Source organism: Pseudooceanicola aquaeponti (genome assembly GCF_050897975.1).
In the GTDB taxonomy this organism is placed as follows: domain Bacteria; phylum Pseudomonadota; class Alphaproteobacteria; order Rhodobacterales; family Rhodobacteraceae; genus Pseudooceanicola.
The window spans coordinates 258,989-282,582 of the sequence record NZ_JBPAXY010000008.1 but is presented as its reverse complement, the minus strand read 5'-3'; the positions used below and the strand labels follow the sequence as shown (position 1 = coordinate 282,582).

Below are 23,594 nucleotides of genomic sequence, written 5' to 3'. Positions count from 1 at the left end.
TCACGGAGAAGATGATGACGGATCTGCTGACGGCGGCCACGGCCGTGTATGAAAAGGCCTATGCCCCCTATTCGCGTTTCAAGGTCGGCGCCGCCGTGCGCACCCCCTCGGGTGCCGTCTATTCCGGCTGCAACGTGGAAAACGTGGCCTACCCCGAAGGCACCTGTGCCGAGGCGGGCGCCCTGGCGGCCATGGTCGCGGGCGGCGAGACCGAGATCACCGAGGTTGCGGTGATCGCCGATGCCACCGCCCCCGTGCCGCCCTGCGGCGGCTGCCGCCAGAAGCTGGCCGAATTCGGCAAACCCGACATCAAGGTGACCATGTACACCCTGTCGGGCGAAAAGCTTGAGACGACCCTGGCCGAGCTGCTGCCGGGCAAGTTCACCAAGGACCACATGAAAGACTGATCATGGATGCGCGTCACATCATCGCCACGCTGCGTGACGGCCATGTGCCGCGCGCCGAGGAAATCAGCTGGTTCGCCCAAGGTCTGGCCAACGGGCATGTGACCGACGCCCAGGCGGGGGCCTTTGCCATGGCCGTGCTGCTGCGCGGTCTGGGCGAAGAGGGGCGCGTCGCCCTGACCCGCGCCATGCGCGACTCGGGCCGGGTGCTGAGCTGGGATCTGCCCGCGCCCGCGCTGGACAAGCATTCCACCGGCGGGGTGGGCGACTGTGTCTCGCTGGTGCTGGCGCCGATGCTGGCGGCCTGTGGCGCCTATGTGCCGATGATCTCGGGGCGGGGTCTGGGCCATACGGGGGGCACCCTGGACAAGCTGGAGGCGATCCCGGGCCTGTCGACCGAGCTGTCCGAGGCGGCCTTTCGCCGGGTCACCGCCGAGGCGGGCTGTGCCATCGTCGCGGCCTCGGCCGACATTGCCCCCGCCGACCGGCGCCTTTACGCGATCCGCGATGTCACCGCCACGGTCGAAAGCCTGGATCTGATCACCGCCTCGATCCTGTCGAAAAAGCTGGCGGCGGGGCTGGACGCGCTGGTGCTGGACGTGAAATGCGGCGCGGGCGCCTTCATGAAAACCCAAGAGGACGCCGCTGAACTGGCCCGCGCCCTGGTCTCGACCGCCAATGCGGCGGGCTGCCCGACCGAGGCGCTTTTGACCGACATGAGCCAGCCGCTGGCGCCCGCCCTGGGCAATGCGCTGGAGGTGGCTGAAAGCATGGAAGTGCTGTCGGGCGCCAAGCGCGGGCCTCTGGCCGAGCTCACCATCGCCCTGGGCGCCGGGCTGCTGGTGCAGGGCGGGCTGGCCGAGACGCCCGAGGCGGGCGCGGCGCGGCTGGAAGAGGCGCTGAGCAACGGTGCCGCGATGGAGCGGTTCGGGCGCATGGTGGCCCTGATGGGTGGCCCCGTCCGCTTTGCCGAGGATTGGCGGCGCCTCCTGCCCGAGGCCAATGTGATCCTGGAGGTCACCGCCGAAGGCCCCGGCCATATCACCGCCATGCAGGGCGAGGCCCTGGGGCTGGCCGTGGTCGGCCTGGGCGGCGGGCGGCAGGTGGAAAGCGACCGGATCGACCCTTCGGTCGGCCTGTCGGATCTGCTGCGCCTGGGGCAGCGGGTGGAAAAGGGCCAGGTGCTGGCCCGGGTCCATGCCGCCCGGATCGAGGCCGCAGAGGCTGCCGTGGCCCAGGTGCGCGCCGCCATCACTATTACCGACAGCGCCGCCGCGCCCGCCCCGGCGCCGCTGGTTCTGCAAAGGATCACCGCATGACCCGCGCCTTTTTCGTCGTCATGGACAGTGTCGGCATCGGCGGTGCGCCGGATGCCGACCGTTTCTTCAACGGCACCACCCCCGATAGCGGCGCCAATACCCTGGCCCATATTGCCCAAAGCTGCGCCGCGGGCCGCGCCGAAGAGGGGCGCAGCGGGCCTCTGCGCCTGCCCAATCTGGCCGCCCTTGGCCTGGGCGAGGCGGTGAAGCTGGCCTCGGGCGATGTCGCCCCGGGCATAGAGGCGCCCCTCACCGGGCATTACGCCGCCGCCACCGAGGTCTCGCCCGGCAAGGATACCCCCTCGGGGCATTGGGAGCTGGCGGGGGTGCCCGTGCCCTGGGACTGGCACTATTTCCCCGATACGCAGCCCGCCTTCCCCGAGGCGCTGGTGGCCAAGGTCTGCGACATGGCGGGCACCGAGGGCATCCTGGGCAATTGCCATGCCTCTGGCACCCAGATCATCGCGGAACTGGGAGAGGAGCACATGCGGACGGGTTGGCCCATCTGCTATACCTCCGCCGACAGCGTCTTTCAGATCGCCGCGCATGAGGGCAGCTTCGGCAACGACCGGCTGCAAAAGCTCTGCGCCGATCTGGCGCCTGTGCTGCACGAGATGAAGGTGGGCCGCGTCATCGCCCGGCCCTTCGTGGGCGAGCCGGGCGCCTTTGTCCGCACCGCCAACCGCCACGACTACGCCATTGCCCTGCCCAGCCCGGGCCTGTGCAACTGGGCCAAGGACGCGGGCCGCCCGGTCCATGCGGTGGGAAAGATCGGCGACATCTTTTCGATGTCGGGGATCGACGACGTGGTAAAGGGCAGCGATGCCGAACTGATGGACCAGCTCGACCGGCTGGTGGCCGGGGCCGAAGAGGGGTCGCTGACCTTCGCCAATTTCGTGGAATTCGACAGCCTCTATGGACATCGGCGCGATATTTCGGGATATGCCCGCGCGCTGGAATGGTTCGATGCCCGGATCGGCCAGGTGATCGCGGCGCTGCGCCCCGGCGACCTGCTGCTGATCACCGCCGATCATGGCAACGACCCCAGCTGGACCGGATCGGACCACACGCGCGAACGCGTGCCGGTGCTGATCGCGGGCCTTGAGGGGGCGGGCGCCCTGTCGCCCGTGCCCTGCCAGTTCACCGACGTGGCCGCCACCCTGGCCGCGCATCTGTCGATCCCGGCCCAGGGGCCGGGCAGGAGCCTGATATGAGCCGTGCCGAAGAGGGCGCCGATTTCGCCGCCTTGCCCAAGCTGGAACTGCACCTGCACCACGAAGGCGCGGCGCCGCCCGCCTTCATCCGCGGCCTGGCCGCCGAGAAGAAGGTGAATATCGACAAGGTCTTCGACGAGCGCGGCCACTATGCCTACGACGACTTCTGGCATTTCCTGGACGTCTACGAGGCCGCCACCTCGGTGCTGAAATCGCCCGAGGACTACGCCCGGCTGACCACCGCCGTGCTGGAGGAAAGTGCCGCCTCGGGCGTGATCTATACCGAGACCTTCCTGTCGCCCGATTTCTGCGGCGGCCGCGATCTGGGCGCCTGGCGCGAATATCTGCACGCCATCCGCGAGGCCGCCGATGCGGCCGAGCGGGATCTGGGCATCGTCACCCGGGGCATCGTGACCTGCATCCGCCATTTCGGCCCCGACAAGGCCCGCGAAACCGCCCTTTGCGCCGCCGAGACGGCGGGCGACTGGATCGTGGGTTTCGGCATCGCGGGGGATGAGAAGGCCGGCAAGCCGCGCGACTTCGCCTATAGCTTCGACATGGCCCGCGAGGCAGAGCTGGCGCTGACCGCCCATGCGGGCGAATGGGGCGGCCCGCAGTCGGTGCGCGACGCGCTGGATGCGCTGCGCCCGGCACGCATCGGCCACGGCGTGCGCGCCATCGAGGATCTGGAGCTGGTCGACCGCCTGGCCGAAGAGGGCGTGGTGCTGGAGGTTTGCCCGGGCTCGAACGTGACCCTGGGGGTCTATCCCGACGTCGCCCGCCACCCTATCCAGATGCTGCGTGAACGCGGCGTGAAGGTCACCGTTTCCACCGATGACCCGCCCTTCTTCCACACCACCATGGCGAAGGAATACGAAGCATTGCATCATGCCTTCGGCTGGGAGGAAGAGGTCTTTTCCCAGATCGCCCGCACCGCCCTGGACGCCGCTTTCTGCGACCAGGCCACCAAAGACACACTCGCCAAACGCCTGGAGATCTCTGCATGACCGATCATCTGACCATCGTCACCCACCCGCTGGTGCAGCACAAGCTGACCCTGATGCGCGAGGAAGAGACCTCTACCGCCAAGTTCCGTCAGCTGCTGCGCGAGATCTCGCAGCTGCTGGCCTATGAGGTGACGCGCGAGATGGAGATGACCACCAAGACCATCCGCACGCCGATGTGCGAGATGGACGCGCCCCTGCTGGACGGCAAGAAGCTGGCGCTGATCTCGATCCTGCGGGCGGGCAACGGCCTGCTGGACGGGATCCTGGAGCTGGTGCCCGCCGCCCGCGTGGGCTTTGTCGGGCTTTACCGCGATGAAGAGACGCTGCAACCGGTGCAATACTACTTCAAGGTGCCCGAGAACCTGGAAGACCGGCTGGTCATCGCCGTGGATCCGATGCTGGCCACCGGCAACAGCTCGGTCGCGGCCATCGACCTGCTGAAGAAGGCGGGCGCCACCAATATCCGCTTCCTCTGCCTGCTGGCCGCCCCCGAAGGCGTGGCGCGGATGAAAGAGGCGCACCCCGATGTGCCGATCGTCACCGCCTCGCTGGATGAGAAGCTGAACGACCAGGGCTATATCGTTCCGGGCCTAGGGGATGCGGGCGACCGCATGTTCGGCACAAAATAAGCCAAGGCCGCTTTACTCGGGCCCGGCTCTGCGGCAGAGTCGGGCCAACATCTGTCGGGGGGCATGATGACGCTGCTGCATATGAAATATCTTCCTGTTGCCTGTCTGGCCCTTGGCCTGTTGATCGACCCCTCGGTGGGCTCGGCCCAGTCGCTGCGCCGCGATGACGGCCCGGCGGAAATCCCGCCCGCCTCGTTCCAGGGCAGCCAGTATGTGGACAGCGAGGGCTGCATCTACATCCGGGCCGGTGTCGATGGCGCCACCACCTGGGTGCCGCGCGTCAGCCGCGACCGCAAGGTGGTCTGCGGCTATCAGCCCAGCCTGGCCGCGGGCCAGGGCAGTCCGGCGCCCGCCGGGACCGCCACCGCCGCTGCGGGCGTGACCACGATCACCGCCGCCGTGCCCGAGAACGCCGCCCCGGCGCCTGCCCCTGCCACGCCCGCCTCCGTGGCCGCTGCGCCCGCGCCGACCCCGGCCCGGGTGCCAAGCGCGCAACAGCGCCGCGCCGCCACCCAAAGCGCCCAGGTCCCCGCCACGCAAGGATCCGGCGGCCTGCGCTATGCCGCCCGCCCGGCGGTCGAGCAACGCCCCGTCCTGCCCGCCGCGATCACCCCCGCGCCGCGCCCGCAAGTGGTGCGCCCCGCCGCTCTGGCCAGCGGCGCCACCGCCTGTCCGAACCTCTCGGCCGTGGGCCAGCGCTATGTGCGCCCCGGCCCCTACGAGATCAGCTGCGGCCCCAGTGGCTATACCCCGCCGCAGATGCACACCTCGTCCTACCAGCGCCCCGTGCCTGGGCAGGTGGTGAAGCCGGGCCAGGTGGCGCCCGGCACCCGGGTCGTGCCCAAGCATGTCTACGACAACCGCGTCCTGGCCCATGGGGCCAATGCGCCGCAGGTGCCCGAGGGCTATCAGCGGGTCTTTGACGATGGCCGCCTGAACCCCTACCGGGCCGAGCAGACCTTCGAGGGCAAGGCCCGGATGGAGCTGATCTGGACCAACACCGTGCCCCGTCGCCTGATCGAGGTCGAGACGGGCCGCGATGTCACCGCGCGCTTCCCCGGGCTGCGCCCCGGCCAGACCGGGCCGGTCTCGCCGGTGATCTCGACCCAGACCCGCGCGCCCGCCGCCGTGCCGCCGCGCCCGGTGCAGACCCAGGTCGCGCGCGGGGCGGCCTATCGCTATGTCCAGGTGGGCAGTTTTGCCGAGGCGGGCAACGCGGGTAGCACCGCGCGGGCTTTCGGCGCCTATGGGGCGCGGATCGTCGACAGCGGGCGCTACAAGGTGGTGCTGCTTGGCCCCTTCGGGTCCGAGGCGGATATGGCTCATGCCCTGTCGGCGGCGCGCCGCGCGGGCTTTGACGACGCCTTCCCGCGCAACTGATCCCGGGGCCGCCGGACGCGGTAAATCGTTGAAATCCATGCAGGACCGGGCGGCAACGCGCGGTCCTTCTCTTTTGCGTGGGGACGGTGGGCCTAGCCGCCGCAGATCCCTTGCAGGCGCAGCCAGTCGCTGTCGCGCAGCACCGGTTCCGGCGCGCCCGAGGGGTAGGGGTCGGCCTCGATCAGCTGCAAGGTGGTCTCGCCGGTAATGTCGACGGCAAAGCCATAGGGCCGGGTCTGGATGCCCGCGGCGGCAAAGCCCGCCAGCAGGGCCTCGGTGGGCAGGGCGCGGGGTTCGGCGCTGACCAGGGAGCGGGCATGGTCGCCCAGGTTGTCGGCGCTCAACTCGCCGGTGGTCAGCAGACGCAGCACGGCGCCGGTGCCCGCCTCGTCCAGCAGCCGCGCCATGGGATCCTGGGCCCGGGCGCGCAGGTATTCGGCCACCACATAGCCGGCGGCGATCTCGGGATCCTCGAAATCCTCGACCACGCTGCGCGACAGCAGCAGCAGGTTGCCCGGCAGGTGCAGGCTGTCATGCAGCCCGGTGCGCATGACGTAAAGATCGGGGGGCGTGCCGCCCTCGGGGGTGATGCGCGCGGCCAGCAGGGCCAGGGCCTCGGCGCCGCCGGGGCCAGCGCAGGGCGGGCCGGTCAGGGTCTGCACCTCGTCAAACAGCTGGCGGCCGATCTCGTCGCGTTTCACCTGGGGTAGGACGGAAAGGGCGTGGGATTGCAGCGCGCCCGGCAGCCAGAACAGGCCAAGGGCCAGGATGCCCGCGGCGAAACCACCGACAACGCCCAGGCGCAGGCGCCCCCGTTGCGGGCGCCGCCGGGCCACGGCGCTGCGCAGCTGTTCCAGCGCGTCGATCATCTGGCCCTCGTCCTCGGCCAGTTCCAGCGTCTCGTCGGGGTCGCCGTCGGGGTGGTAGATCGCGGGCAGGGCGCCGGGATTGGCGCGGGTCAGGGCAGAGATCGACCAATGGGTCAGGGGGCGGTCCTGGCGGTCGGCGATGGTGATCGTGGCCTCGCCGATCGAGATGATCACGTCGCGGCGCTGACCCTCCGGGCCCTCGCGCCACAGCGCCGCGGCCTCCAGCCGCTGATACTTCTCCAATGCCGTCATGGGCCTGCTGCGTCCGGGCTGCTCTGCTGGGGGCAGGGCGGGCGCGCCCCTCTGCGCGGGCGGCGGTCCGGCCCCGGTCCCCCGGGTTCGGCGGACAATAGCACGAGGCGGCGAAGACCCGCAATTGCGCAGAGGCCGCGCCCCTGCCGCGCCTTTTCCCGCGCCCGGGGCTGCGCTAGCCTCGGCCCATGATCCTGTCGCGCGGCCGCCGCTATATCTTCATCCACATTCCCAAGACCGGCGGCACCTCGATGGCGCTGGCGCTGGAAGGGCGCGCGATGAAGGACGACGTGATGCTGGGGGACACCCCCAAGGCGCGGCGCAGGCGGCGCCGTGTGGCGGAGGTGAGCGCGCGCGGGCGGCTGTGGAAGCACTCTACCCTGGCGGATATAGAGGGGCTGGCCTCGCCCGAGGAAATCGCTGATTTCTTTGTCTTCACCCTGGTGCGCAATCCCTGGGACCGGATGGTCAGCTACTATCTATGGTTGCGGAGACAACGCTTTGCCCATCCCGCCGTGGCCCTTGCGAAGGCGCTGTCCTTCAGCGACTTCATTCGCGCGCCGCTGATCGTGCGCAGCATCGAATCGACGCCCTATGGCAGCTATCTGCGCGAATCATCGGGGCGCGAGAAATGTAACGTTTTCATCCGATTGGAGTACTTCTGTGAAGACTCTGATCCTCTTTGGCGTCACCTTGGCTTCCGTTTGACGCTGCCGCGCGTCAATGCGGTTGACGTTGATGTCAAGTCGCAACTTGTATACCGCGACGAAGATCGTAATTTCATCGCGGATCTCTGCGCGGAAGATATCGAACGCTTCGGATATGGTGGTTTTTCAGGCGAAAACTGGCGCAGTTGAGCGTCACTCGAAAACAGTTCGTTAAAAAACCGTAAATTGTTTCCCGATTTCGCGCATTGCCCCTTTCCTGCCCGATTTCGTCCCAAGACCCGTCTTAGTTGTAGGGCGCAATGGGTCACATAAGCGGGTCGCAGAAGCGGCCAATGCGCAATCGGGAAACGACAGAATGTTTGAGATCAAAACACGGCGCGACGCGCTGAGACGATCCGCGGAGGCCGAGGTGGGACACGGCTCCGATGCCGAGGTCGGTCCGGAAACGGCCCTGTCCGGCATTGTCGCGGGTACTCGTGTTGCAACGGCCGTCGGCTGGCGCAATGTCGAGGAACTTGAGCCCGGCGATGCGGTGCTGACCTTCGACAGCGGTCTGAAGGCGGTCCAGAACATCAAGCGCAAGGCGCTGTGGGATGGCAACGGCACCTGCCCGTCGCGCTATCAGCCACTGCATGTGCCGCGCGGTGCCATTGGCAACCGCGAAGAGATGCTGCTGCTGCCGCGCCAGGGTGTGCTGGTGGAAAGCGATATGGCCGAGGAAGAGCTGGGCGATCCCTTTGTCCTGATCCGCGCCGAGGCGCTGGACGGGGTCTGCGGCATCTCACGCCGCCGTCCGATCTTCGCCCCCGAGGTGTTCGTGCTGGAATTCGAGGAAGATCAGGTGATCTTCGCCAGCTCCGGCGCGCTGTGCGTCTGCCCGGCGGCCGGTGACATGCTGAGCCGTCTGTTCAGCCGCAACCAGGAAGCCACCAGCGATTACACCATCCTCAGCCAGGACACCTCGCGGGATCTGATCGAAAAGATCACCTGGGAGCTGGAAGAGAAATGGGCCTTCGCCCTGGCCCGTCGCGGCCAGCCCGAGGGCGGGCGCAGCGCGGCCCGGCAACAGGAGATGCGCGCCTCCCGCTAAGGGGGCGCCGCCCGCCGGTCGCGGACCGGGGCAGGGCGCAAGACATTCGGCTGGGGGGCCGCCGACCGGGATCCGTGACGGATCCGCCGCCAGGCGCGGCCCAGGCCCCCGATGCGACCGGGGGTGCACTCCCCAGTCAGACAGAAGAATACGGTGGGCCCTCGGGCCCGCAGGAACCTCGCCCCGTCTGCCGATCGGGTGCCCTGAGTGACCGGACGTGTCCCCCGTTCGGTTCGTTTCCCCAAACAGGGTCCGGTCAGAACACGTGCAGAGAAAGGCCAGTGGCAGCGGCGGCGATGAGCGCGCCGGCGGTCAGTTCGACCAAGGAAAGAAGCGGAGCGGGCCCTTTGTCCCAACCACCCGTCTCCGTGGACCTGTCGAGCGCGCCGGTGCGCAGAAATACCGAGGCCAGCGCGACCGCAACGGTTACGCTGGCTACCCCCAGCCCCATGGCGAAGGCCCCGGCCACGCCCGAGGCGAAGATATCCATCCGCCAGGTCAGGATCAGCAGGAACAGCGCGCCGGTGCAGGGCCGGATCGCCACCGTGCCGATCAGCAGCACCGCGTCGCGCAGCGAGGCGACCTTTGCCGCCTCTTCCGCCGTGGGCCCGTGGCGATGGCCGCAGGCGCAGGTACCGTCGGCCCCGTGATCGTGGGTGTGATGATCGTGGTCATGGTGCCCGTGGTCGTGGTGGTGGTCATGGGTCTGCGTCCGGGCCAGCCGCACCGCCCGGCGCCGGATCTGCACCGCCTGCCACAGATGGCGCAGCCCGCGTAGCGCCAGCCACAGGCCGACCAGGCCGATGGCCGCATAGGACAGGGGCGCCAGCCAGGTTTCGGCCAGGCCCACCATGTGGCTGCGGCTCCAGCCGAACAGAAGGACGCCTGCGCCCACCAGCAGCACCGCGCTGGCCGATTGCGCCAGGGACGAGGCCAGGGCGAGGCCCGAGAGGCGCAGCGCGCTGACCCGTTGCGAGACGCCATAGCCGCCGATCAGGATCTTGCCATGGCCCGGCCCCGCGGCGTGAAAGACCCCGTAGGTGAAACAGATCCCCAGAAGCAGGGCCAGCGCCCCCGGCTCGCCCGCGCGCAGGGCCCGCAGGGTGCCCGCCATGGCGTTCTGCGCATCGCGCTGCCCCTCGGTGGCCCAGGCTTCCAGGGCGCGCATCCCGCCATAGCCCCAAAGATAGACCGCCAGCGCCAGCAGGCCCGCCAGCATCCCCGCGGGCAGGGCGATGCGCGCCAGGCGCCAGATCTGCCGCAGTCGGGGGGCGGGCAGCGGAGAGGACAGGCTGGGATCGCTCATGCCGGGGCCTCGCAAGTCAGGCGGATGGTATCGGCGAAGGTCTCGCCGACCTGCGGATAGCCTGTGGCATCGGGGGGCAGTTCCGACAGCTCGGCCGCCAGGGCCTCATAGGCGTCGTCGATCTCGGGCGGGATGATGTCGAGGGCGCAGCGTGCCGCGCCGGGGCCAGTCAGGGTGACGCCCCCTTGCAGGTCATAGGCGGTGTAGAACCCCGGATCATAGGCCTTCACCACGGCGCCGTCGGCGGCCAGCGGTGCCAGGGGCGCACGGCGGTGACGGCTGGCATAGACATTGGCGTCAAAGCTGACGCCCAGCCCCTCGGGCGGGCCCAGGGGCACGTCGTGCCCGTCCGGGGCGGTGACGTAAAGATCGCCCGCGAAGCCCTCCATCCAGTTCAGATCGTAGCCGTCCAGCTCGTCCAGCTCGGCCTCGGTCAGGATGCCGTCGTAATCGGGATCCAGCGACAGTTCGTCCAGCAGCAGCATGGAATACATCTCGTCATAGGCCCAGGTGACCTCGATCCCGGCCAGCTGCCCGGCGGCGTCGACCTCCAGCGCCAGGGTGGTCGAGATGAACACATGGGGGTGCGCCCGGGCCAGGCTGGCGGGCGCCAGCAGCGCCAGGGCGGCCAGCAGGGGGGCGGGGCGGGGGATCAGCGACATCATGAGCGCAATCTATCCCCCGAGCCGCGTCTGGGAAAGCGCCCATGAAGTCCTCCGCTCGTCCCGCGCGGGCCCGTGCCGATACCGGGCGCGCGGGCCCCTATTGGCCCGTGCCGGGCCGATGCCTCCCTAGCGGGGATATTTTGGGCAATGAGAAGAGAGGGGGATGGCACCCCAAAGCTCCGGCGCGCCCGCCCGGCTGCCAAAGTCCGCCAACAAGGGCGGCGTACCCAGTTGGCCTACGTCACAGCCGGGGGGGCGCCGGGGCTTTGAGGGGCTCCCCCTTGCCCTTCTCATTGCCCAAAATATCCCGGGGGGAGTCTCCGGCACGGAGACGGGGGGCAGAGCCCCCCGCCCCCTCTACGTGTCGCGCGCGCCGCGCGATTGGGGGCCGGCATGAAAAAAGCCGCCCGGGATCTCTCCCGGACGGCCCTGTCACTTGCGCTTTGGCGCCGCTCAGGCGGCCTTGGCCTCGGGGCCGAAGCGGCCGTAGAAGCTCTGGTTCTTCTCCGCCATCTCGCGCAGCAGCGCCGGGCAGGCGAAACGCGGGCCATAGGTGGCTTCCAGATGGTCGCAGCGCTCGGCCGCATAGGCCGCGCCCAGCATGTCGAGCCAGCCGAAGGGGCCGCCGGACCAGGGGGCGAAGCCCCAGCCGAGGATGGCGCCCACGTCACCCTCGCGGATGTCCATCAGCACGTTCTCTTCCAGCGCACGCACCGCTTCCAGAACCTGGGCGAACATCAGGCGATGCTGCACCTCGGTCAGGTCGGGCTGGGTTTCGGCCAGGGGGTATTTCTCCTCCAGACCGGCCCACATGCCGGTGCGCTTGCCCTTCTCGTCGTAGTCGTAGAAGCCCGCGTTCGACTTGCGGCCCTTGCGGCCGATGTCGAACATCCAGAACATCAGATCGTCCACCCCGGCCGCATCGGCCGGATAGGCATCGCCCATGGCTTCCTTGGTGGCCTTGGCGATCTTCACGCCCAGATCGATCGAGGTCTCGTCGATCAGTTGCAGCGGGCCCACGGGCATCCCCAGCAGGCGGGCGGCGTGATCGACCAGCACCGGGCTGACCCCCTCGCTGACCATCCGCGCGCCTTCGTTCAGGTAGGGGATGATGCAGCGGTTGGCGTAGAAGAACCGCTCGTCATTGACGACGATCGGCGTCTTGCGGATCTGGCGCACGTAGTCCAGCGCCTTGGCCACCGCGCGGTCGCCCGTCGCCTTGCCCTTGATGATCTCGACCAGCAGCATCTTCTCGACCGGCGAGAAGAAGTGAATGCCGATGAACTGCTCAGGGCGCGAGCTGGCCTTGGCCAGGCCGGTGATCGGCAGGGTCGAGGTGTTGGAGGCAAAGATGCAATCCTCGGGGATCACCGCCTCGACCGCCTTGGTGATCTCGGCCTTGACGCCCGGATCCTCGAAGACCGCCTCGATGATCAGGTCGCAGCCTTCCAGCGCGGCGTAGTCGGTGGTGGCAGTGATCAGCGACAGCATCGCCTCTTTCTTCTCTGCCGTCACCTTGCCGCGCTTGATGCCCTTGTCGAGATAGCTCTCGGTATAGGCCTTGCCCTTGTCCGCGGCCTCTTGCGTCTGGTCGATCAGCACCACCTGCATCCCGGCCTGGGCCGAGACCAGCGCGATGCCCGCGCCCATCATGCCCGCGCCCAGAACGCCCAGCTTCTTGACCGTCTGATCCGGGGCCTCGGGGCGGTTCGCGCCCTTCTCCAGCGCTTCCTTGTTGAGGAAGAGCGAGCGGATCATGTTCCCCGAGCTGGGGTTCATGATGACATTGGTGAACCAGCGCGCCTCGATCTTCAGCGCGGTGTCGAAGGGCACCATCAGGCCTTCATAGACCGCCGACAGCATGGCTTTGGGCGCGGGGTAGGCGCCCCAGGTATTGGCCATGATCATGGCATTGGCGCCGACCATGGTGTTGAAACCCGCCGGGTGATAGGGCGCGCCGCCGGGCACCTTGTAGCCCTTGGCATCCCAGGGTTTCACGATGTCGGCGTCCTTGGCCGCCAGCACCCAGGCGCGGGCGGCGGCCATCGGATCCTCGGAGACCTCGTCGATGATGCCCGCCTTCACGGCGCCCTTGGGGTCGCTCAGCTTGGCTTGCAGCAGGAAGGGCGAGGCGCCCATGACGCCCAGCTTGCGCACCAGCCGCGTGGTGCCGCCCGAGCCGGGGAAGATGCCCACCTGAATTTCCGGCAGGCCGATCTTGGCCTTGGGATTGTCGGCGGCAAAGACGCGGTGCGTCGACAGCGGCAGTTCCAGCCCGATGCCAAGGGCGGTGCCCGGCAGCACGGCGGCAATCGGCTTGCCGCCCTTCAGGGTCTTGGGGTCCATCCCCGCGCGCTCGATCTTGCGCAGCAGGTGGTGCAGGGACATGACGCCCTCGAAGACGCCCTCGGCACCCTGCTCCTTGAAGCCCGCGAGCACGTTCAGATCCATACCGGCGGCGAAAGTGTCCTTGCCGGAGGTGATGACGATGCCCTTCACGGCCTCATCGGCCAGCGCATCGGTGACGGCGGCGTCAAGTTCGCCCGCGCCAGCCATGCTCAGCACGTTCATCGACTTGCCCGGCACGTCCCAGGTGATCACGGCGACGCCATCGGCGCCTTTTTCCATGGTGAATTCAGCCATTTTCCTGATCCTCCCTTACACCAGTTCGATGACGGTCGCGGCGCCCATGCCCGAGGCCACGCAAAGCGTCGCCAGGCCGGTGGATTTGCCGGTGCGTTCCAGCTCGTCCAGCAGGGTGCCGATGATGATGGCGCCCGATGCGCCCAGCGGGTGACCCATGGCGATGGCACCGCCGCAGGTGTTCAGCTTGGAATGATCCACGTCGAAGGCCTGCATGAAGCGCAGCACGACCGAGGAAAACGCCTCGTTCACCTCGAAAAGGTCGATGTCGCCGATCTCCATCCCCGCGGCCTTCAGCACGCGTTCAGTGGCCGGCACGGGGCCGGTCAGCATGATGGTCGGATCGGTGCCGATCTTGGCGGTGGCGCGGATGCGGGCGCGGGGCTTCAGCCCGTATTTCTCGCCGAATTCCTTCGAGCCCACCAGGATGGCGGCCGAACCGTCCACGATGCCCGAGCTGTTGCCCGCGTGGTGCACGTGGTTGATCGCCTCCAGATGCGGATACTTCAGCATCGCCACTTTGTCGAAGCCGGGCATCACCTCGCCCATGTCCTTGAAGGCCGGTTTCAGCCCGCCCAGGGTCTGCATGTCGGTGCCGGGGCGCATGTATTCGTCATGGTCCAGGATCGGCAGGCCGTTCACGTCGCGGATGGTGATGATGGACTTGTCGAAACGCTTCTCTTCCCAGGCCACACCGGCGCGGCGCTGGCTTTCCACGGCGAAGCTGTCGACGTCATCGCGCGAGAAGCCGTATTCGGTGGCGATGATATCGGCGCTGATGCCCTGAGGGACGAAATACTGTTCCATCGCCACGGTGGGGTCGATGGCGACGGCGGCGCCGTCGCTGCCCATGGCCACGCGGGACATGCATTCCACGCCGCCGGCGATATAGGCCTCGCCTGCGCCGCCCTTCACCTGGTTGGCGGCCAAGTTCACGGCTTCCATGCCGGAGGCGCAGAAGCGGTTGATCGACAGGCCCGGGATGCGTTCGTCCAGGTCCGAGGCCAGCACGGTGGTCCGCGCCAGGCAGCCGCCCTGCTCGAACGCCTGGGTGGCATTGCCCCAGATCACGTCCTCGACGGCGTGGCCGTCCAGACCGGACCGCTCCTTGATCGCGTTCAGCATCTGCTTGCCGAGCGCGACCGAGGTCACCTCGTGCAGGCTGCCGTCCTTGCGGCCCTTGCCGCGCGGACTGCGCACGGCATCATAGATATAGGCTTCGGTCATGGGATCCTCAGCTCCTTCCTTGAAATGCGGGCAGGCTCCTCCGCCGCCCGTTCCCTGATACTGTCGGGTCTCGGGGCGCGCATTTCCATCGCGACGTTGCGTGAGTTTCGCTGACGTGCCGCCACGTCCACGTCAACTTTCGCCCGCGCGCGCCCCGCGGGACTCACATCCCCCGGTCAGAGGGGCGGCCCGGCATCAGGTCATAGGGATGCTTCCAGCCCGGCAGGCCCTGGATGTTGGACAGCCAGCGGTCGATATTGGGCCAGTCGGCGCGGTCGAAGGTGAAGGGTTCGGGGTAGAATAGGTAACCGCAGCAGGAGAAATCGGCATTGGTCGGCCCCTTGCCCACCAGCCAGTCGCGCCCCTCCAGGGCCTGATCCAGGGTGCGGAAGGCGGCCTTCAGCCGGGCGGCGGTGAAGTCGATCACCTCACGCGGGCGTTTCTCTTCGGGGAGGAAGTTCATCAGGAAGCGCAGGGTGCCGCAGACCGAGGACATCTTGTGATTGTCCCAGAAGCACCAGCGCATCACCTGAAGGGTCTCTTCGCGGGTCGCGCCGCCGAACTTGCCGGACTTGTCCGAGATATACATCTGAATGGCCCCCGACTGGCTGAGCAGGGTGGGGCCGTCGACCATCACCGGCGCCTCGGCCATGATGTTCATCTCGGTATATTCCGGGCTGCGCGCCGCGCCGTTGAAAAAGTCGAGCTTCACCGGCGCCCAGTCGAGGCCGGAAAGCTCCAGCGGCAGGGCCGCCTTGTAGGAATTGCCGCTTTCGCCGAAGCAATAGAGTTTGATGGTCATGGGTGATCTCCGTCCCTTTGGTTGCGCCGCGGGGGTTTCACACCCCCGCACCCCCGTGGAGTATTTACAGCCCAGTGAGGAGAGCAGGTAACGCCCAATTAACCAAGCCCCGTCATTGTGATCCGGCGTTACAGGCTGGAGAGCCGATGGACGCGCCCGGTGACGCCTCGGTCTGATATATCTGGTAGCCAATCCGGTGAGGCGGACCGGGGCGGAGCTTCCTCTCGCCCGCTGGGGCAGAGGCACCCTTGCTCTTTTCACTGGGCCTGAAAATACTCCCGCCGGAGGCTTTGACCGCTGGCGACCCGCGCGCGGGCGCCGTGACGGCAGGTCGTCAGCGCTTGCGCGCTTCCAGCTCGGCGTTGAAGACCCGCAGGCGGTGGGTCAGGTTTTCCTCGTGGGTGACGCTGTCGAAATTCTCGAAGAGGAAGGACAGGGCCTCGCCCTCGTCCAGACCTGCCTCGCGGGCGAAACGGCGCAGGCGGCGGTAACCGTCTTCGGTCATGGCCACGGGAAATCGGCGGGTCAGGCGGAAACGTTTGGGCATGTCCCAGACCTAGCGCAGCGGCGGCGCCCTGTCTGCGGTCAATATCCGCTGTCGATCGCATCGGTCCGCGCTGTGTCGCGCAAGGCGCGCAAGGCGGCAAAAAGAGGGGCGCGCGGCCATCCCCGACCGCGCGCCCGGACCCGTGAGTGGGCCTTTCTTTCGTGACGCGCGCGGCTCGGGCCGCGCGCGGGCCGGATCAGAACGCCTCGGCGTCCAGCGACATCACCGTGTCGGCGCCCGACAGGATGCGTTGCAGGTGCATCGCACAGGCCGGCATCCGGCGCGCCATGTAGTAGCGGCCCGTCACCAGCTTGGTCTGGTAGAACTCGGCATTGCCTTCCCCGGCGGCCAGCTTGGCTTTGGCAGCCAGCGCCATCTGCGTCCAGACGTAGCCCAGGCAGACATGGCCGAACATGTGCATGAAGTCATAGGACCCGGCCAGCGCGTTGTTCGGGGTCTTCATCGACTGCATGAAGTACATCGCCGCTTCCTGAAGCTGCTTCGAGGCCACTTTCAGCGGCTCGACGAACTCCTTGGCGATCTCTTCGTCCTGGGCGGCGGCTTCCTTGCAGAAGTCCTTGATCATCTGGAACAGCGCCATGGCGGGCTTGCCGCCGTTGGACGACAGTTTCCGGCCCACCAGGTCCAGCGCCTGCACGCCGTTGGCACCTTCGTAGATCTGGGTGATGCGCGCGTCGCGGGTGAACTGCGACATGCCCCATTCCTCGATGTAGCCATGGCCGCCATAGACCTGCTGCGCCTGGACGGTGGCCTGGAAGCCCTCGTCGGTCAGGAAGCCCTTCAGCACCGGGGTCAAGAGCGAGATCAGCCCTTCGGCCTCGGCATCCTGGTTGCGATGCGCGCGGTCCAGCATGGTGCCGCCCCACAGGCCGAAGGCCCGGGCACCCTCGATGAAGCTTTTCTGATCCATCAGCATCCGGCGCACGTCGGGGTGCACGATGATCGGATCAGCGGGGCCATCGGGGTTCTTGGTGCCGGTCACGTCGCGGCCCTGAAGACGGTCCTTGGCGTAGATCACGGCGTTCTGATAGGCGGCGACGGCCTGCGAAAGGCCCTGCATCCCGACGCCCAGACGGGCCTCGTTCATCATGGTGAACATGGCGCGCATCCCCTTGTGCGCCTCGCCCAGCAGATAGCCTTCGGCCTCGTCGTAGTTCAGCACGCAGGTGGCGTTGCCGTGGATGCCCATCTTCTCTTCGACCTTGCCGACCGAGACGCCGTTGCGGGCGCCCAGGTTGCCCTCGTCGTCGACCAGGAACTTGGGCACGATGAACAGCGACACGCCCTTGATGCCCTCGGGGCCGCCGGGGATCTTGGCCAGCACCAGGTGGACGATGTTCTCGGCCATGTCGTGGTCACCGGCCGAGATGAAGATCTTCTGGCCGCTGATCTTGTAGGTGCCGTCCTCTTGCGGTTCGGCCTTGGTGCGCATCAGGCCCAGGTCGGTGCCGCAATGGGGCTCGGTCAGGTTCATGGTGCCGGTCCAGTCGCAGCTGACCATCTTCGGCAGCCACTTGGCCTTCTGCTCGGCGGTGCCGTGGGCATGGATGGCGGAATAGGCGCCATGGGTCAGGCCGGGGTACATCATCAGCGCCTGGTTGGCGGCCGAGAACATCTCGCCGGTGGCCACCTGCATCAGGTAGGGCATCCCCTGACCGCCATATTCGGGGTCGCAGTCCAGCCCGGTCCAGCCGCCTTCGCGCAGCTGGTCAAAGGCCGCCTTGAAGCCCTCGGGGGTGCGCACGACGCCGTTTTCCAGGGTCACGCCCTGCTGGTCGCCGATGGCGTTAAGGGGCGCGATGACCTCGGACGAGATCTTTGCCGCCTCGCCAAGGATGGCGCCGGTGAAATCCGCATCAAGCTCGTCATAGCCCGGAACGTCCTGTTCCGAGATCTTCAGGACTTCGTGCAGTACGAACTGCAGGTCCTCGACGGGGCCGGTATAGCTGGGCATGTTCTCTCTCCCTTCGCTTTCCTGCCCGGGTGCTGCGCATCCCGGACGTTTATTCTGCGGCGTCGTTTGCCTGCATCTCGGCAATCACGTTCGCCACCCAATCCATCTGCTCTTTCAGCTCGCCGATCGCCAGGTTCAGCTCATCCCTCTGGGCCTCCATGGAGTGCAGACGCTCGCGCGCCACTTCCAGGGTCTTGGTCAGCTGGGTCTGTTGCTGGTCGCCCATGTCGTACAGGTCGAGCAACTGCCGGATCTCCTCCAGGCTGAAGCCGAAGCGCTTGCCGCGCAGGATCAGTTTCAGCCGGGCCCGGTCGCGCCGCGTGAACAGCCGTTTCTGGCCTTCGCGGATCGGAAAGAGCAGCTCCTTCGCCTCATAGAACCGCAACGTGCGCGGGGTCACCTCGAAGGCGTCGCACATGGCACGGATCGTCATCAGATCGTCGGTGTCTGTCATTTCCACCCCTCAAAATTTTATCGTTCGGTAAGGAATGCAGGCCACATTCTTTCGATACAACGCTGATCTAAGTTGACGTAAGTGATACGTCACGTCACTTGCCGGCTGACGTAAGATCAGGCGTGTTCGCGGCCCGGCGGCGCAATTTCCTTCCCCTGAAAATACGGTGCCGCAGGGCGTGTGGCCAGGGCGCCCGGGGCCCTGCGCCGGCTTTTGCGGCGCCGTCACGCGGGCGGGCGAGCGATTCGTTCGGGAATCTGCCTGCGGTTTGGGCGCGCCGGACACGCCGGGGCCACCGCCAGGGCGGCGGGTCTTCGGGGCAGGGGCGGGGGGCGTTTGGGGGCTAGTGCGGGTCCAGCTCGCCCGAGGTGGCGTCGCGAAGCTGGCGCAGCTCGTCCATGGCCTCGTCGATCTGGCGGCGCTGCTCTTCCAGCTCGGCCATCTGGCGGTCCGCCATCTCGATCCAGGTCTTCATCTGCGCCTCGGAGCCCTGCTGTTCGCGCATCTCCAGCCATTGCCGGATCTCTTCGAGGCTAAAGCCGAAGCGGCGGCCGCGCATGATCAGGGTCATGCGGGCGATCTCGCGCGCGGTGTAAAAGCGCGAGCGGCCCTCGCGGTCGGGCTGCAACAGCTCGATATACTCGTAATACCGCAGGGTGCGCGGGGTCACTTCGAAGCGCTCGCACATCTCCTTGAAGCTGAGACGGGCATCGGCATCGGCGGCGGCGCTGGCAGAGGAGATCTGATCGGTCATGGGCCCATGCGGTCGTGAACTGTCTACCTGTGAAACTATGCCGCCCGGATGCGAAGGGCAACAGCGGGGTGCTTGCCCCCGGCGCGGATCGGAGGTTTGATGCGCGGCAAGACCCGCCCCGGGGGCCCGCCGTCGGCGCAGGCCCGCCCCTCCCACCCTGCGGGCGCACGGTCACGAGAGGATCCCATGGACGAAACCCCGGCGCTTCAGATCGCGCAGCAATTCATCACCAGCCTGCCCCATGCCCGCGCCCTGGGCCTGTCGGTGGTCGAGATCGGCCCCGGCCGGGCCAGTTTCTCGATGCCCTATGACGAAAGGCTGATCGGCGATCCGGAAACCGGGGTGCTGTCGGGGGGCGCGGTCTCGGCCCTGCTGGACACCACCTGCGGCGCGGCGGTGATGAGCCACCCCGAGATGGCCGGGCTGACCGCGACGCTGGATCTGCGCATCGACTACATGCGCCCCGCCGTGCCGGGCCAGACCCTGCGGGCCGAGGCGGAATGCACCCATGTCACCCGCTCGGTGGCCTTCGTGCGGGCCCGCGCGCTGGATGACGACCCGGACAATCCGGTGGCCACCGCCGCCGGGGCCTTCACCTTTACCAAGCGCGAGGATCAGGCATGACGGCCCGGCGCCCCCCCGAACCCGTGCAGGTGATCAAGCAGCGCCGCGACGCGGCCCTTCAGGCGCTGGTCTCTGCGGTGCCCTATATCGGCTTCCTGGGCCTGCATTTCGACCGCCGCGGCGATGAGCTGACCGCGATCATGCCCTTTGACGACAAGCTGATCGGCAATCCCGAGCTGCCCGCCCTGCACGGTGGCGCCACCGCCGCCTTCCTGGAGGTGACGGCGGTGATCGGCCTGGCCTGGGCGCATTACTGGCCGCAGCTGGAAAGCGGTGCGCTGGATCCCGAGGCGATGGCGAGCGGGCAGTTGCCGCGCCTGCCAAAGACCATCGGGATCACCGTCGATTACCTGCGCTCGGGCCTGCCGCGCGACGCCTATGCCCGGGCCGAGGTGACCCGGTCGGGGCGGCGCTATGCCTCGGTCCGGGCCGAGGCCTGGCAGGACAACCGCGACCGCCCGATTGCCCAGGCCACGGCGCATTTCCGGATGCCGCTGCCGCCGCGCGGCGGCGCCCAGGGCGAGGGCGCGGCGTGACGACGGCGACCGGGGCCGAGGTGCTGCCCGCCGGTGAAGAGCTGCGCCGCCTGACCCACGGCCGGGTGCTGAAGATCGCCGTGCCGGTGGTGCTGTCCAATGCCACCGTGCCGATCCTGGGGGCGGTGGATACCGGGGTGATCGGCCAGATGGGCGAGGCTGCGCCGATTGGTGCCGTGGGCATCGGCGCCATTGTCCTGGCCGCGCTTTACTGGATCTTCGGCTTTCTGCGCATGGGCACCACCGGGCTGACCGCCAATGCCGCAGGGGCAGGGGACCAGGCCGAGGTCGCGGCCCTGCTGACCCGGGCGCTGATCCTCGGCTTCGGCGCCGGTCTGGCGATCCTGGCGCTGCAACTGCCGCTGTTCTGGCTGGCCTTCCAGGCCTCGCCCGCCAGCGCCGAGGTCGAGGAGATGGCCCGGGCCTATATGTCCATCCGCGTGCTCTCGGCCCCGGCGGCCATTGCCATCTACGGAATCACCGGTTGGCTGATCGCGCAGGAGCGGACCACCGGCGTGCTGATCCTTCAGGTCGGGATGAACCTGATCAACATCACCCTGGATTTGGTCTTTGTGCTGGGGCTGGACTGGGGTGTCGAAGGGGTGGCCCTGGCGACGCTGATTGCCGAATATTCCGGCCTGGCCCTTGGCTTCTGGCTGTGCCGCGCGGCCTTCCGGGTGCCCGCCTGGCGCGACTGGGCGCGGGTCTTCGACGCCACCCGGCTGCGCCATATGGCGCTGGTCAATCGCGACATCCTGCTGCGTTCGCTGATGCTTCAGGGGATTTTCATCTCGTTCATGTTCCTGGGCGCGGATTTCGGCGATGTGCAACTGGCGGCCAATCAGGTGCTGCTGCAATTCCTGGAGATCACCGCCTATGCGCTGGACGGTTTCGCCTTTGCCGCCGAGGCCCTGGTGGGCCAGGCCATGGGCCGGGGCGACCGGGCGGGCCTGCGCCGTTCGGTGCTGCTGTCGGGGGGCTGGGGGGCGGCGATCTCGGTCCTGATGGCGCTGGCCTTCGCCCTGTTGGGCGGACTGGTGATCGACCTGATGACCACGGCGCCCGAGGTGCGCGAGGCGGCGCGGCGCTTCCTGCCCTGGATGGTGGCGGTGCCGGTGCTGGGCTTCGCCTCCTGGATGCTGGACGGGGTCTTTATCGGCGCCACCCGGGCGCGGGACATGCGCAACATGATGGCGCTGAGCCTGGGCGTCTATGTGCTGGCGGCGCTGGCGCTGGTGCCGATGCTGGGCAATCACGGCCTTTGGGCGGCCTTCCTGATCAGCTTTGTCGCCCGGGGGGTGACCCTGGGGCTGCGCTATCCGGCGCTGGAACGGGCAGCGGTGCGGGGCTGACGACGAGGGGTGGTCGCCGGTTCGGGTTTGGTGTGCCGGGGCGGGCGGGGTCAGAGCAGCTCTTGCGCCTTTTCCGGCGGGCGGGCGATGACGGCGCGGTTGTCGCGGATCACCACCGGGCGTTCGATCAGCTTTGGATGGGCGGCCATGGCGGCGATCAGCTGCTCCTCGGGGGTGTCGGGGCCGAGGCCCAGTTCCCTGAAGAGCGCCTCCTTGGTCCGCATCATCTGGAGCGCGGGCAGGCCCAGCAGGGTTTGCAGCGCGCGCAGTTCCGCCTCGGAGGGCGGCTCGTCGAGGTAGCGGCGTTGGGTGAATTCCACCCCAGCCTCTTCCAGCAGGGCCAGGGCCTGGCGGGATTTCGAACAGCGGGGGTTGTGCCAGATCGTGATCATAGCCAGTCCTTTCGGCCCGTGCCCACGGCCTCGGCCACATTGGAGAAACCGTCGCGGGCCAGCAGATCGTGCAGCCCTTCGGCGATGCGCGGCACCAGCGACAGGCCCTCGTAGACCAGCGCCGAGTAGAGCTGCACCGCCGAGGCGCCGGCGCGGATCTTCTGATACGCCTCTTCGGCCGAAGAGACCCCGCCCACTCCGATCAGCGGCACGCGGCCTTCGGTCAGCTGCGACAGCCGCGCCAGGACGCGGGTGGATTTGTCGAAGAGGGGCGCGCCGGAGAGGCCGCCCGCTTCGGGCGCCTGGGGGGCGCGCAGCCCGTCACGCGCGAGCGTCGTGTTGGTGGCGATGACCCCGTCGAGTGAGAGTGCCGTGGCCACTTCGGCGATGTCGGCCAGCCCTTCGGCGTCGAGGTCGGGGGCGATCTTGAGGAAAATGGGAATGCGCCGGTCGAGGCTGTCGCGGGTGGCCAGCACCCCTTCCAGCAGGGCGGTCAGCGCCGCCTTGCCCTGAAGGTCGCGCAGCTTTTCGGTGTTGGGCGACGAGACGTTGACCGTGGCGAAATCCAGATGCGCCCCGCAGCAGCCCAGCACGGCGGCGAAATCGCCCGCGCGGTCGGCGCTGTCCTTGTTGGCGCCCAGGTTCAGCCCGATCACCGCGTCGCGGGGGCGGGCGGCCAAGCGGGCGGCGATCGCCTCCATCCCCTGGTTGTTGAAGCCGAAGCGGTTGATCACGCCCCGGTCCTCGGTCAGGCGGAAAAGGCGCGGTTTCGGGTTGCCGGGCTGCGGGCGGGGGGTGGCCGCGCCCACCTCGACGAAACCGAAACCGGCGCGCGACAGGGGCGCCAGGGCCTCGGCGTTCTTGTCATAGCCCGCGGCCAGGCCCAGGGGATTGGCCAGGTGCAGCCCCGCCACCTGGGTGCGCAGCCGGTCAGAGGTGACCAGGCCGGGCAGCGGCGCCAGCCCGCTGCGCAGGGCGAAAAGCGACAGGGCATGGGCGCGTTCGGGGTCCAGCCGGTGCAGGGCCATCAGGCCCAGCTTTTCCACGCCGCGATCCCAGGCGCCGGGAATATCGGTGCCGGTGGTGGAACTGCGGCTCATGCCATCCCCTCCGGGAAGCGATGCGCGCCGTTGTCCAGCGGCAGGGGCCAGTGGGCGGTCACCTCGGCCAGGGCCAGGGGGCGGTAGAGATGGGGGAAGAGGGCGCCGCCGCGCGACACCTCCCATGTCAGGGCCTCGCCCAGCTGGTCGGTCTCGACGGCGGCCAGCACCAGCCCCTCGACCCCGGCGAAATGCTTCGCCGCCGTCTCGGCCGCCTGTTCGGCGGTCGAGAAGTGGATATAACCGTCGGCCAGGTCGATGGGGGCGCCGGCGGTCTCGCCTGCGGCCACGAGGTCCTGCCATTCGGCAGCGCGGAAGATCTTGTAAATCAGCATGGGGCTGCAATGCCCCGAAACGCGGCACCGGTCAACGGCGCCGCGTGGGG

General features: G+C 68.1%; 24 protein-coding genes. 11 read left to right on the top strand and 13 right to left on the bottom strand.

Features of this window, described 5'->3' with window-relative positions; all coding sequences use genetic code 11:
- The first annotated feature begins 14 nt into the window (after window positions 1-14).
- The 6 genes from ACRARE_RS20365 to ACRARE_RS20340 all read left to right on the top strand — a co-directional run bounded on the left by ACRARE_RS20365 (window position 15) and on the right by ACRARE_RS20340 (window position 5,953).
- Entirely contained in the window at window positions 15-407 is a 393-nt protein-coding gene (locus tag ACRARE_RS20365; RefSeq protein ID WP_432658312.1) for a cytidine deaminase, read from the top strand.
- A gap of 2 nt (window positions 408-409) precedes the next feature.
- Window positions 410-1,723 carry a thymidine phosphorylase gene (locus tag ACRARE_RS20360; protein ID WP_432658311.1) on the top strand — a complete coding sequence of 438 codons (1,314 nt, stop codon included), beginning with the start codon at window positions 410-412 and terminating at the stop codon, window positions 1,721-1,723.
- Window positions 1,720-2,937, top strand: coding sequence for a phosphopentomutase (locus ACRARE_RS20355; RefSeq protein ID WP_432658310.1), 1,218 nt, complete (start codon window positions 1,720-1,722; stop codon window positions 2,935-2,937). The genes ACRARE_RS20360 and ACRARE_RS20355 overlap by 4 nt, the downstream gene beginning before the upstream one ends.
- A complete protein-coding gene (locus ACRARE_RS20350) occupies window positions 2,934-3,944 on the top strand; it encodes an adenosine deaminase (protein ID WP_432658309.1) in 1,011 nt (336 codons plus the stop codon). The genes ACRARE_RS20355 and ACRARE_RS20350 overlap by 4 nt, the downstream gene beginning before the upstream one ends.
- The gene (gene upp, locus ACRARE_RS20345; RefSeq protein WP_432658308.1) at window positions 3,941-4,573 is read left to right on the top strand and encodes a uracil phosphoribosyltransferase; all 633 of its coding nucleotides are present in this window, start codon (window positions 3,941-3,943) and stop codon (window positions 4,571-4,573) included. The genes ACRARE_RS20350 and upp overlap by 4 nt, the downstream gene beginning before the upstream one ends.
- Window positions 4,574-4,639: 66 nt before the next feature.
- Window positions 4,640-5,953 (top strand): SPOR domain-containing protein, encoded by a 1,314-nt coding sequence (locus ACRARE_RS20340; protein WP_432658307.1) that lies wholly within the window; start codon window positions 4,640-4,642, stop codon window positions 5,951-5,953.
- A 92-nt stretch (window positions 5,954-6,045) separates the two neighbouring features.
- On the opposite strand, the gene ACRARE_RS20335 is transcribed toward ACRARE_RS20340, so the two are convergent.
- A complete protein-coding gene (locus tag ACRARE_RS20335) occupies window positions 6,046-7,074 on the bottom strand; it encodes a hypothetical protein (RefSeq protein WP_432658306.1) in 1,029 nt (342 codons plus the stop codon).
- 188 nt (window positions 7,075-7,262) lie between these two features.
- Between ACRARE_RS20335 and ACRARE_RS20330 the strand changes: the two genes are divergently transcribed.
- Both ACRARE_RS20330 and ACRARE_RS20325 read left to right on the top strand, forming a co-directional pair.
- Window positions 7,263-7,931 (top strand): sulfotransferase family 2 domain-containing protein, encoded by a 669-nt coding sequence (locus ACRARE_RS20330; protein ID WP_432658305.1) that lies wholly within the window; start codon window positions 7,263-7,265, stop codon window positions 7,929-7,931.
- Between the two features lie 166 nt (window positions 7,932-8,097).
- Window positions 8,098-8,832 carry a Hint domain-containing protein gene (locus ACRARE_RS20325; protein WP_432658304.1) on the top strand — a complete coding sequence of 245 codons (735 nt, stop codon included), beginning with the start codon at window positions 8,098-8,100 and terminating at the stop codon, window positions 8,830-8,832.
- Window positions 8,833-9,088: 256 nt separating this feature from the next.
- Here ACRARE_RS20325 and ACRARE_RS20320 read toward each other — a convergent pair whose 3' ends face one another.
- From ACRARE_RS20320 to ACRARE_RS20280, 9 genes are all read right to left on the bottom strand, one after another.
- Window positions 9,089-10,051, bottom strand: a complete 963-nt coding sequence (locus ACRARE_RS20320) for a nickel/cobalt transporter (protein WP_432658376.1) — start codon at window positions 10,049-10,051, stop codon at window positions 9,089-9,091.
- Window positions 10,052-10,134: 83 nt separating this feature from the next.
- Entirely contained in the window at window positions 10,135-10,803 is a 669-nt protein-coding gene (locus ACRARE_RS20315) for a DUF1007 family protein (RefSeq protein WP_432658303.1), read from the bottom strand.
- 453 nt (window positions 10,804-11,256) lie between these two features.
- Window positions 11,257-13,446, bottom strand: a complete 2,190-nt coding sequence (locus tag ACRARE_RS20310) for a 3-hydroxyacyl-CoA dehydrogenase NAD-binding domain-containing protein (protein WP_432658302.1) — start codon at window positions 13,444-13,446, stop codon at window positions 11,257-11,259.
- A gap of 15 nt (window positions 13,447-13,461) precedes the next feature.
- Window positions 13,462-14,673: an acetyl-CoA C-acetyltransferase gene (locus ACRARE_RS20305; protein WP_432658301.1), complete on the bottom strand. Its 1,212-nt coding sequence runs from the start codon at window positions 14,671-14,673 to the stop codon at window positions 13,462-13,464.
- A gap of 163 nt (window positions 14,674-14,836) precedes the next feature.
- Window positions 14,837-15,475, bottom strand: coding sequence for a glutathione S-transferase family protein (locus tag ACRARE_RS20300; protein ID WP_432658300.1), 639 nt, complete (start codon window positions 15,473-15,475; stop codon window positions 14,837-14,839).
- Window positions 15,476-15,809: 334 nt separating this feature from the next.
- Window positions 15,810-16,022 carry a hypothetical protein gene (locus ACRARE_RS20295; RefSeq protein ID WP_432658299.1) on the bottom strand — a complete coding sequence of 71 codons (213 nt, stop codon included), beginning with the start codon at window positions 16,020-16,022 and terminating at the stop codon, window positions 15,810-15,812.
- Window positions 16,023-16,218: 196 nt separating this feature from the next.
- Window positions 16,219-17,997, bottom strand: a complete 1,779-nt coding sequence (locus ACRARE_RS20290) for an acyl-CoA dehydrogenase C-terminal domain-containing protein (protein ID WP_432658298.1) — start codon at window positions 17,995-17,997, stop codon at window positions 16,219-16,221.
- Between the two features lie 49 nt (window positions 17,998-18,046).
- The gene (locus ACRARE_RS20285) at window positions 18,047-18,451 is read right to left on the bottom strand and encodes a MerR family transcriptional regulator (protein WP_432658297.1); all 405 of its coding nucleotides are present in this window, start codon (window positions 18,449-18,451) and stop codon (window positions 18,047-18,049) included.
- Between the two features lie 343 nt (window positions 18,452-18,794).
- Window positions 18,795-19,205, bottom strand: coding sequence for a MerR family transcriptional regulator (locus ACRARE_RS20280; RefSeq protein WP_432658296.1), 411 nt, complete (start codon window positions 19,203-19,205; stop codon window positions 18,795-18,797).
- 186 nt (window positions 19,206-19,391) lie between these two features.
- On the opposite strand from ACRARE_RS20280, the gene ACRARE_RS20275 reads away from it, so the two are divergent.
- Genes ACRARE_RS20275 through ACRARE_RS20265 form a run of 3 tightly spaced genes read left to right on the top strand, consistent with a single transcriptional unit; the run spans window position 19,392 to window position 21,717 of the window.
- The gene (locus ACRARE_RS20275) at window positions 19,392-19,829 is read left to right on the top strand and encodes a PaaI family thioesterase (RefSeq protein ID WP_432658295.1); all 438 of its coding nucleotides are present in this window, start codon (window positions 19,392-19,394) and stop codon (window positions 19,827-19,829) included.
- Entirely contained in the window at window positions 19,826-20,365 is a 540-nt protein-coding gene (locus tag ACRARE_RS20270) for a PaaI family thioesterase (RefSeq protein WP_432658294.1), read from the top strand. The genes ACRARE_RS20275 and ACRARE_RS20270 overlap by 4 nt, the downstream gene beginning before the upstream one ends.
- A complete protein-coding gene (locus tag ACRARE_RS20265) occupies window positions 20,362-21,717 on the top strand; it encodes an MATE family efflux transporter (RefSeq protein WP_432658293.1) in 1,356 nt (451 codons plus the stop codon). Before ACRARE_RS20270 ends, ACRARE_RS20265 begins: the two co-directional genes overlap by 4 nt.
- 50 nt (window positions 21,718-21,767) lie before the next feature.
- Here the strand turns inward: ACRARE_RS20265 and arsC are convergent, their stop codons facing one another.
- The 3 genes from arsC to ACRARE_RS20250 are packed head-to-tail and all read right to left on the bottom strand — an operon-like array spanning window position 21,768 to window position 23,544.
- A complete protein-coding gene (gene arsC / locus ACRARE_RS20260; protein ID WP_432658292.1) occupies window positions 21,768-22,109 on the bottom strand; it encodes an arsenate reductase (glutaredoxin) in 342 nt (113 codons plus the stop codon).
- Window positions 22,106-23,209 carry a quinone-dependent dihydroorotate dehydrogenase gene (locus tag ACRARE_RS20255; RefSeq protein WP_432658291.1) on the bottom strand — a complete coding sequence of 368 codons (1,104 nt, stop codon included), beginning with the start codon at window positions 23,207-23,209 and terminating at the stop codon, window positions 22,106-22,108. The genes arsC and ACRARE_RS20255 overlap by 4 nt, the downstream gene beginning before the upstream one ends.
- A complete protein-coding gene (locus tag ACRARE_RS20250; RefSeq protein WP_432658290.1) occupies window positions 23,206-23,544 on the bottom strand; it encodes a DUF952 domain-containing protein in 339 nt (112 codons plus the stop codon). The genes ACRARE_RS20255 and ACRARE_RS20250 overlap by 4 nt, the downstream gene beginning before the upstream one ends.
- Window positions 23,545-23,594 lie beyond the last annotated feature (50 nt).

Excerpts from the sequence above, each read along its gene's own strand:
- ACRARE_RS20365 (WP_432658312.1), top strand. The coding sequence starts at position 15 with ATGACGGATCTGCTGACGGCGGCCACGGCCGTGTATGAAAAGGCCTAT.
- ACRARE_RS20360 (WP_432658311.1), top strand. The coding sequence starts at position 410 with ATGGATGCGCGTCACATCATCGCCACGCTGCGTGACGGCCATGTGCCG.
- ACRARE_RS20355 (WP_432658310.1), top strand. The coding sequence starts at position 1,720 with ATGACCCGCGCCTTTTTCGTCGTCATGGACAGTGTCGGCATCGGCGGT.
- ACRARE_RS20350 (WP_432658309.1), top strand. The coding sequence starts at position 2,934 with ATGAGCCGTGCCGAAGAGGGCGCCGATTTCGCCGCCTTGCCCAAGCTG.
- upp (WP_432658308.1), top strand. The coding sequence starts at position 3,941 with ATGACCGATCATCTGACCATCGTCACCCACCCGCTGGTGCAGCACAAG.
- ACRARE_RS20340 (WP_432658307.1), top strand. The coding sequence starts at position 4,640 with ATGACGCTGCTGCATATGAAATATCTTCCTGTTGCCTGTCTGGCCCTT.
- ACRARE_RS20335 (WP_432658306.1), bottom strand. The coding sequence starts at position 7,074 with ATGACGGCATTGGAGAAGTATCAGCGGCTGGAGGCCGCGGCGCTGTGG.
- ACRARE_RS20330 (WP_432658305.1), top strand. The coding sequence starts at position 7,263 with ATGATCCTGTCGCGCGGCCGCCGCTATATCTTCATCCACATTCCCAAG.
- ACRARE_RS20325 (WP_432658304.1), top strand. The coding sequence starts at position 8,098 with ATGTTTGAGATCAAAACACGGCGCGACGCGCTGAGACGATCCGCGGAG.
- ACRARE_RS20320 (WP_432658376.1), bottom strand. The coding sequence starts at position 10,051 with ATGCTGGCGGGCCTGCTGGCGCTGGCGGTCTATCTTTGGGGCTATGGC.
- ACRARE_RS20315 (WP_432658303.1), bottom strand. The coding sequence starts at position 10,803 with ATGATGTCGCTGATCCCCCGCCCCGCCCCCCTGCTGGCCGCCCTGGCG.
- ACRARE_RS20310 (WP_432658302.1), bottom strand. The coding sequence starts at position 13,446 with ATGGCTGAATTCACCATGGAAAAAGGCGCCGATGGCGTCGCCGTGATC.
- ACRARE_RS20305 (WP_432658301.1), bottom strand. The coding sequence starts at position 14,673 with ATGACCGAAGCCTATATCTATGATGCCGTGCGCAGTCCGCGCGGCAAG.
- ACRARE_RS20300 (WP_432658300.1), bottom strand. The coding sequence starts at position 15,475 with ATGACCATCAAACTCTATTGCTTCGGCGAAAGCGGCAATTCCTACAAG.
- ACRARE_RS20295 (WP_432658299.1), bottom strand. The coding sequence starts at position 16,022 with ATGCCCAAACGTTTCCGCCTGACCCGCCGATTTCCCGTGGCCATGACC.
- ACRARE_RS20290 (WP_432658298.1), bottom strand. The coding sequence starts at position 17,997 with ATGCCCAGCTATACCGGCCCCGTCGAGGACCTGCAGTTCGTACTGCAC.
- ACRARE_RS20285 (WP_432658297.1), bottom strand. The coding sequence starts at position 18,451 with ATGACAGACACCGACGATCTGATGACGATCCGTGCCATGTGCGACGCC.
- ACRARE_RS20280 (WP_432658296.1), bottom strand. The coding sequence starts at position 19,205 with ATGACCGATCAGATCTCCTCTGCCAGCGCCGCCGCCGATGCCGATGCC.
- ACRARE_RS20275 (WP_432658295.1), top strand. The coding sequence starts at position 19,392 with ATGGACGAAACCCCGGCGCTTCAGATCGCGCAGCAATTCATCACCAGC.
- ACRARE_RS20270 (WP_432658294.1), top strand. The coding sequence starts at position 19,826 with ATGACGGCCCGGCGCCCCCCCGAACCCGTGCAGGTGATCAAGCAGCGC.
- arsC (WP_432658292.1), bottom strand. The coding sequence starts at position 22,109 with ATGATCACGATCTGGCACAACCCCCGCTGTTCGAAATCCCGCCAGGCC.
- ACRARE_RS20255 (WP_432658291.1), bottom strand. The coding sequence starts at position 23,209 with ATGAGCCGCAGTTCCACCACCGGCACCGATATTCCCGGCGCCTGGGAT.
- ACRARE_RS20250 (WP_432658290.1), bottom strand. The coding sequence starts at position 23,544 with ATGCTGATTTACAAGATCTTCCGCGCTGCCGAATGGCAGGACCTCGTG.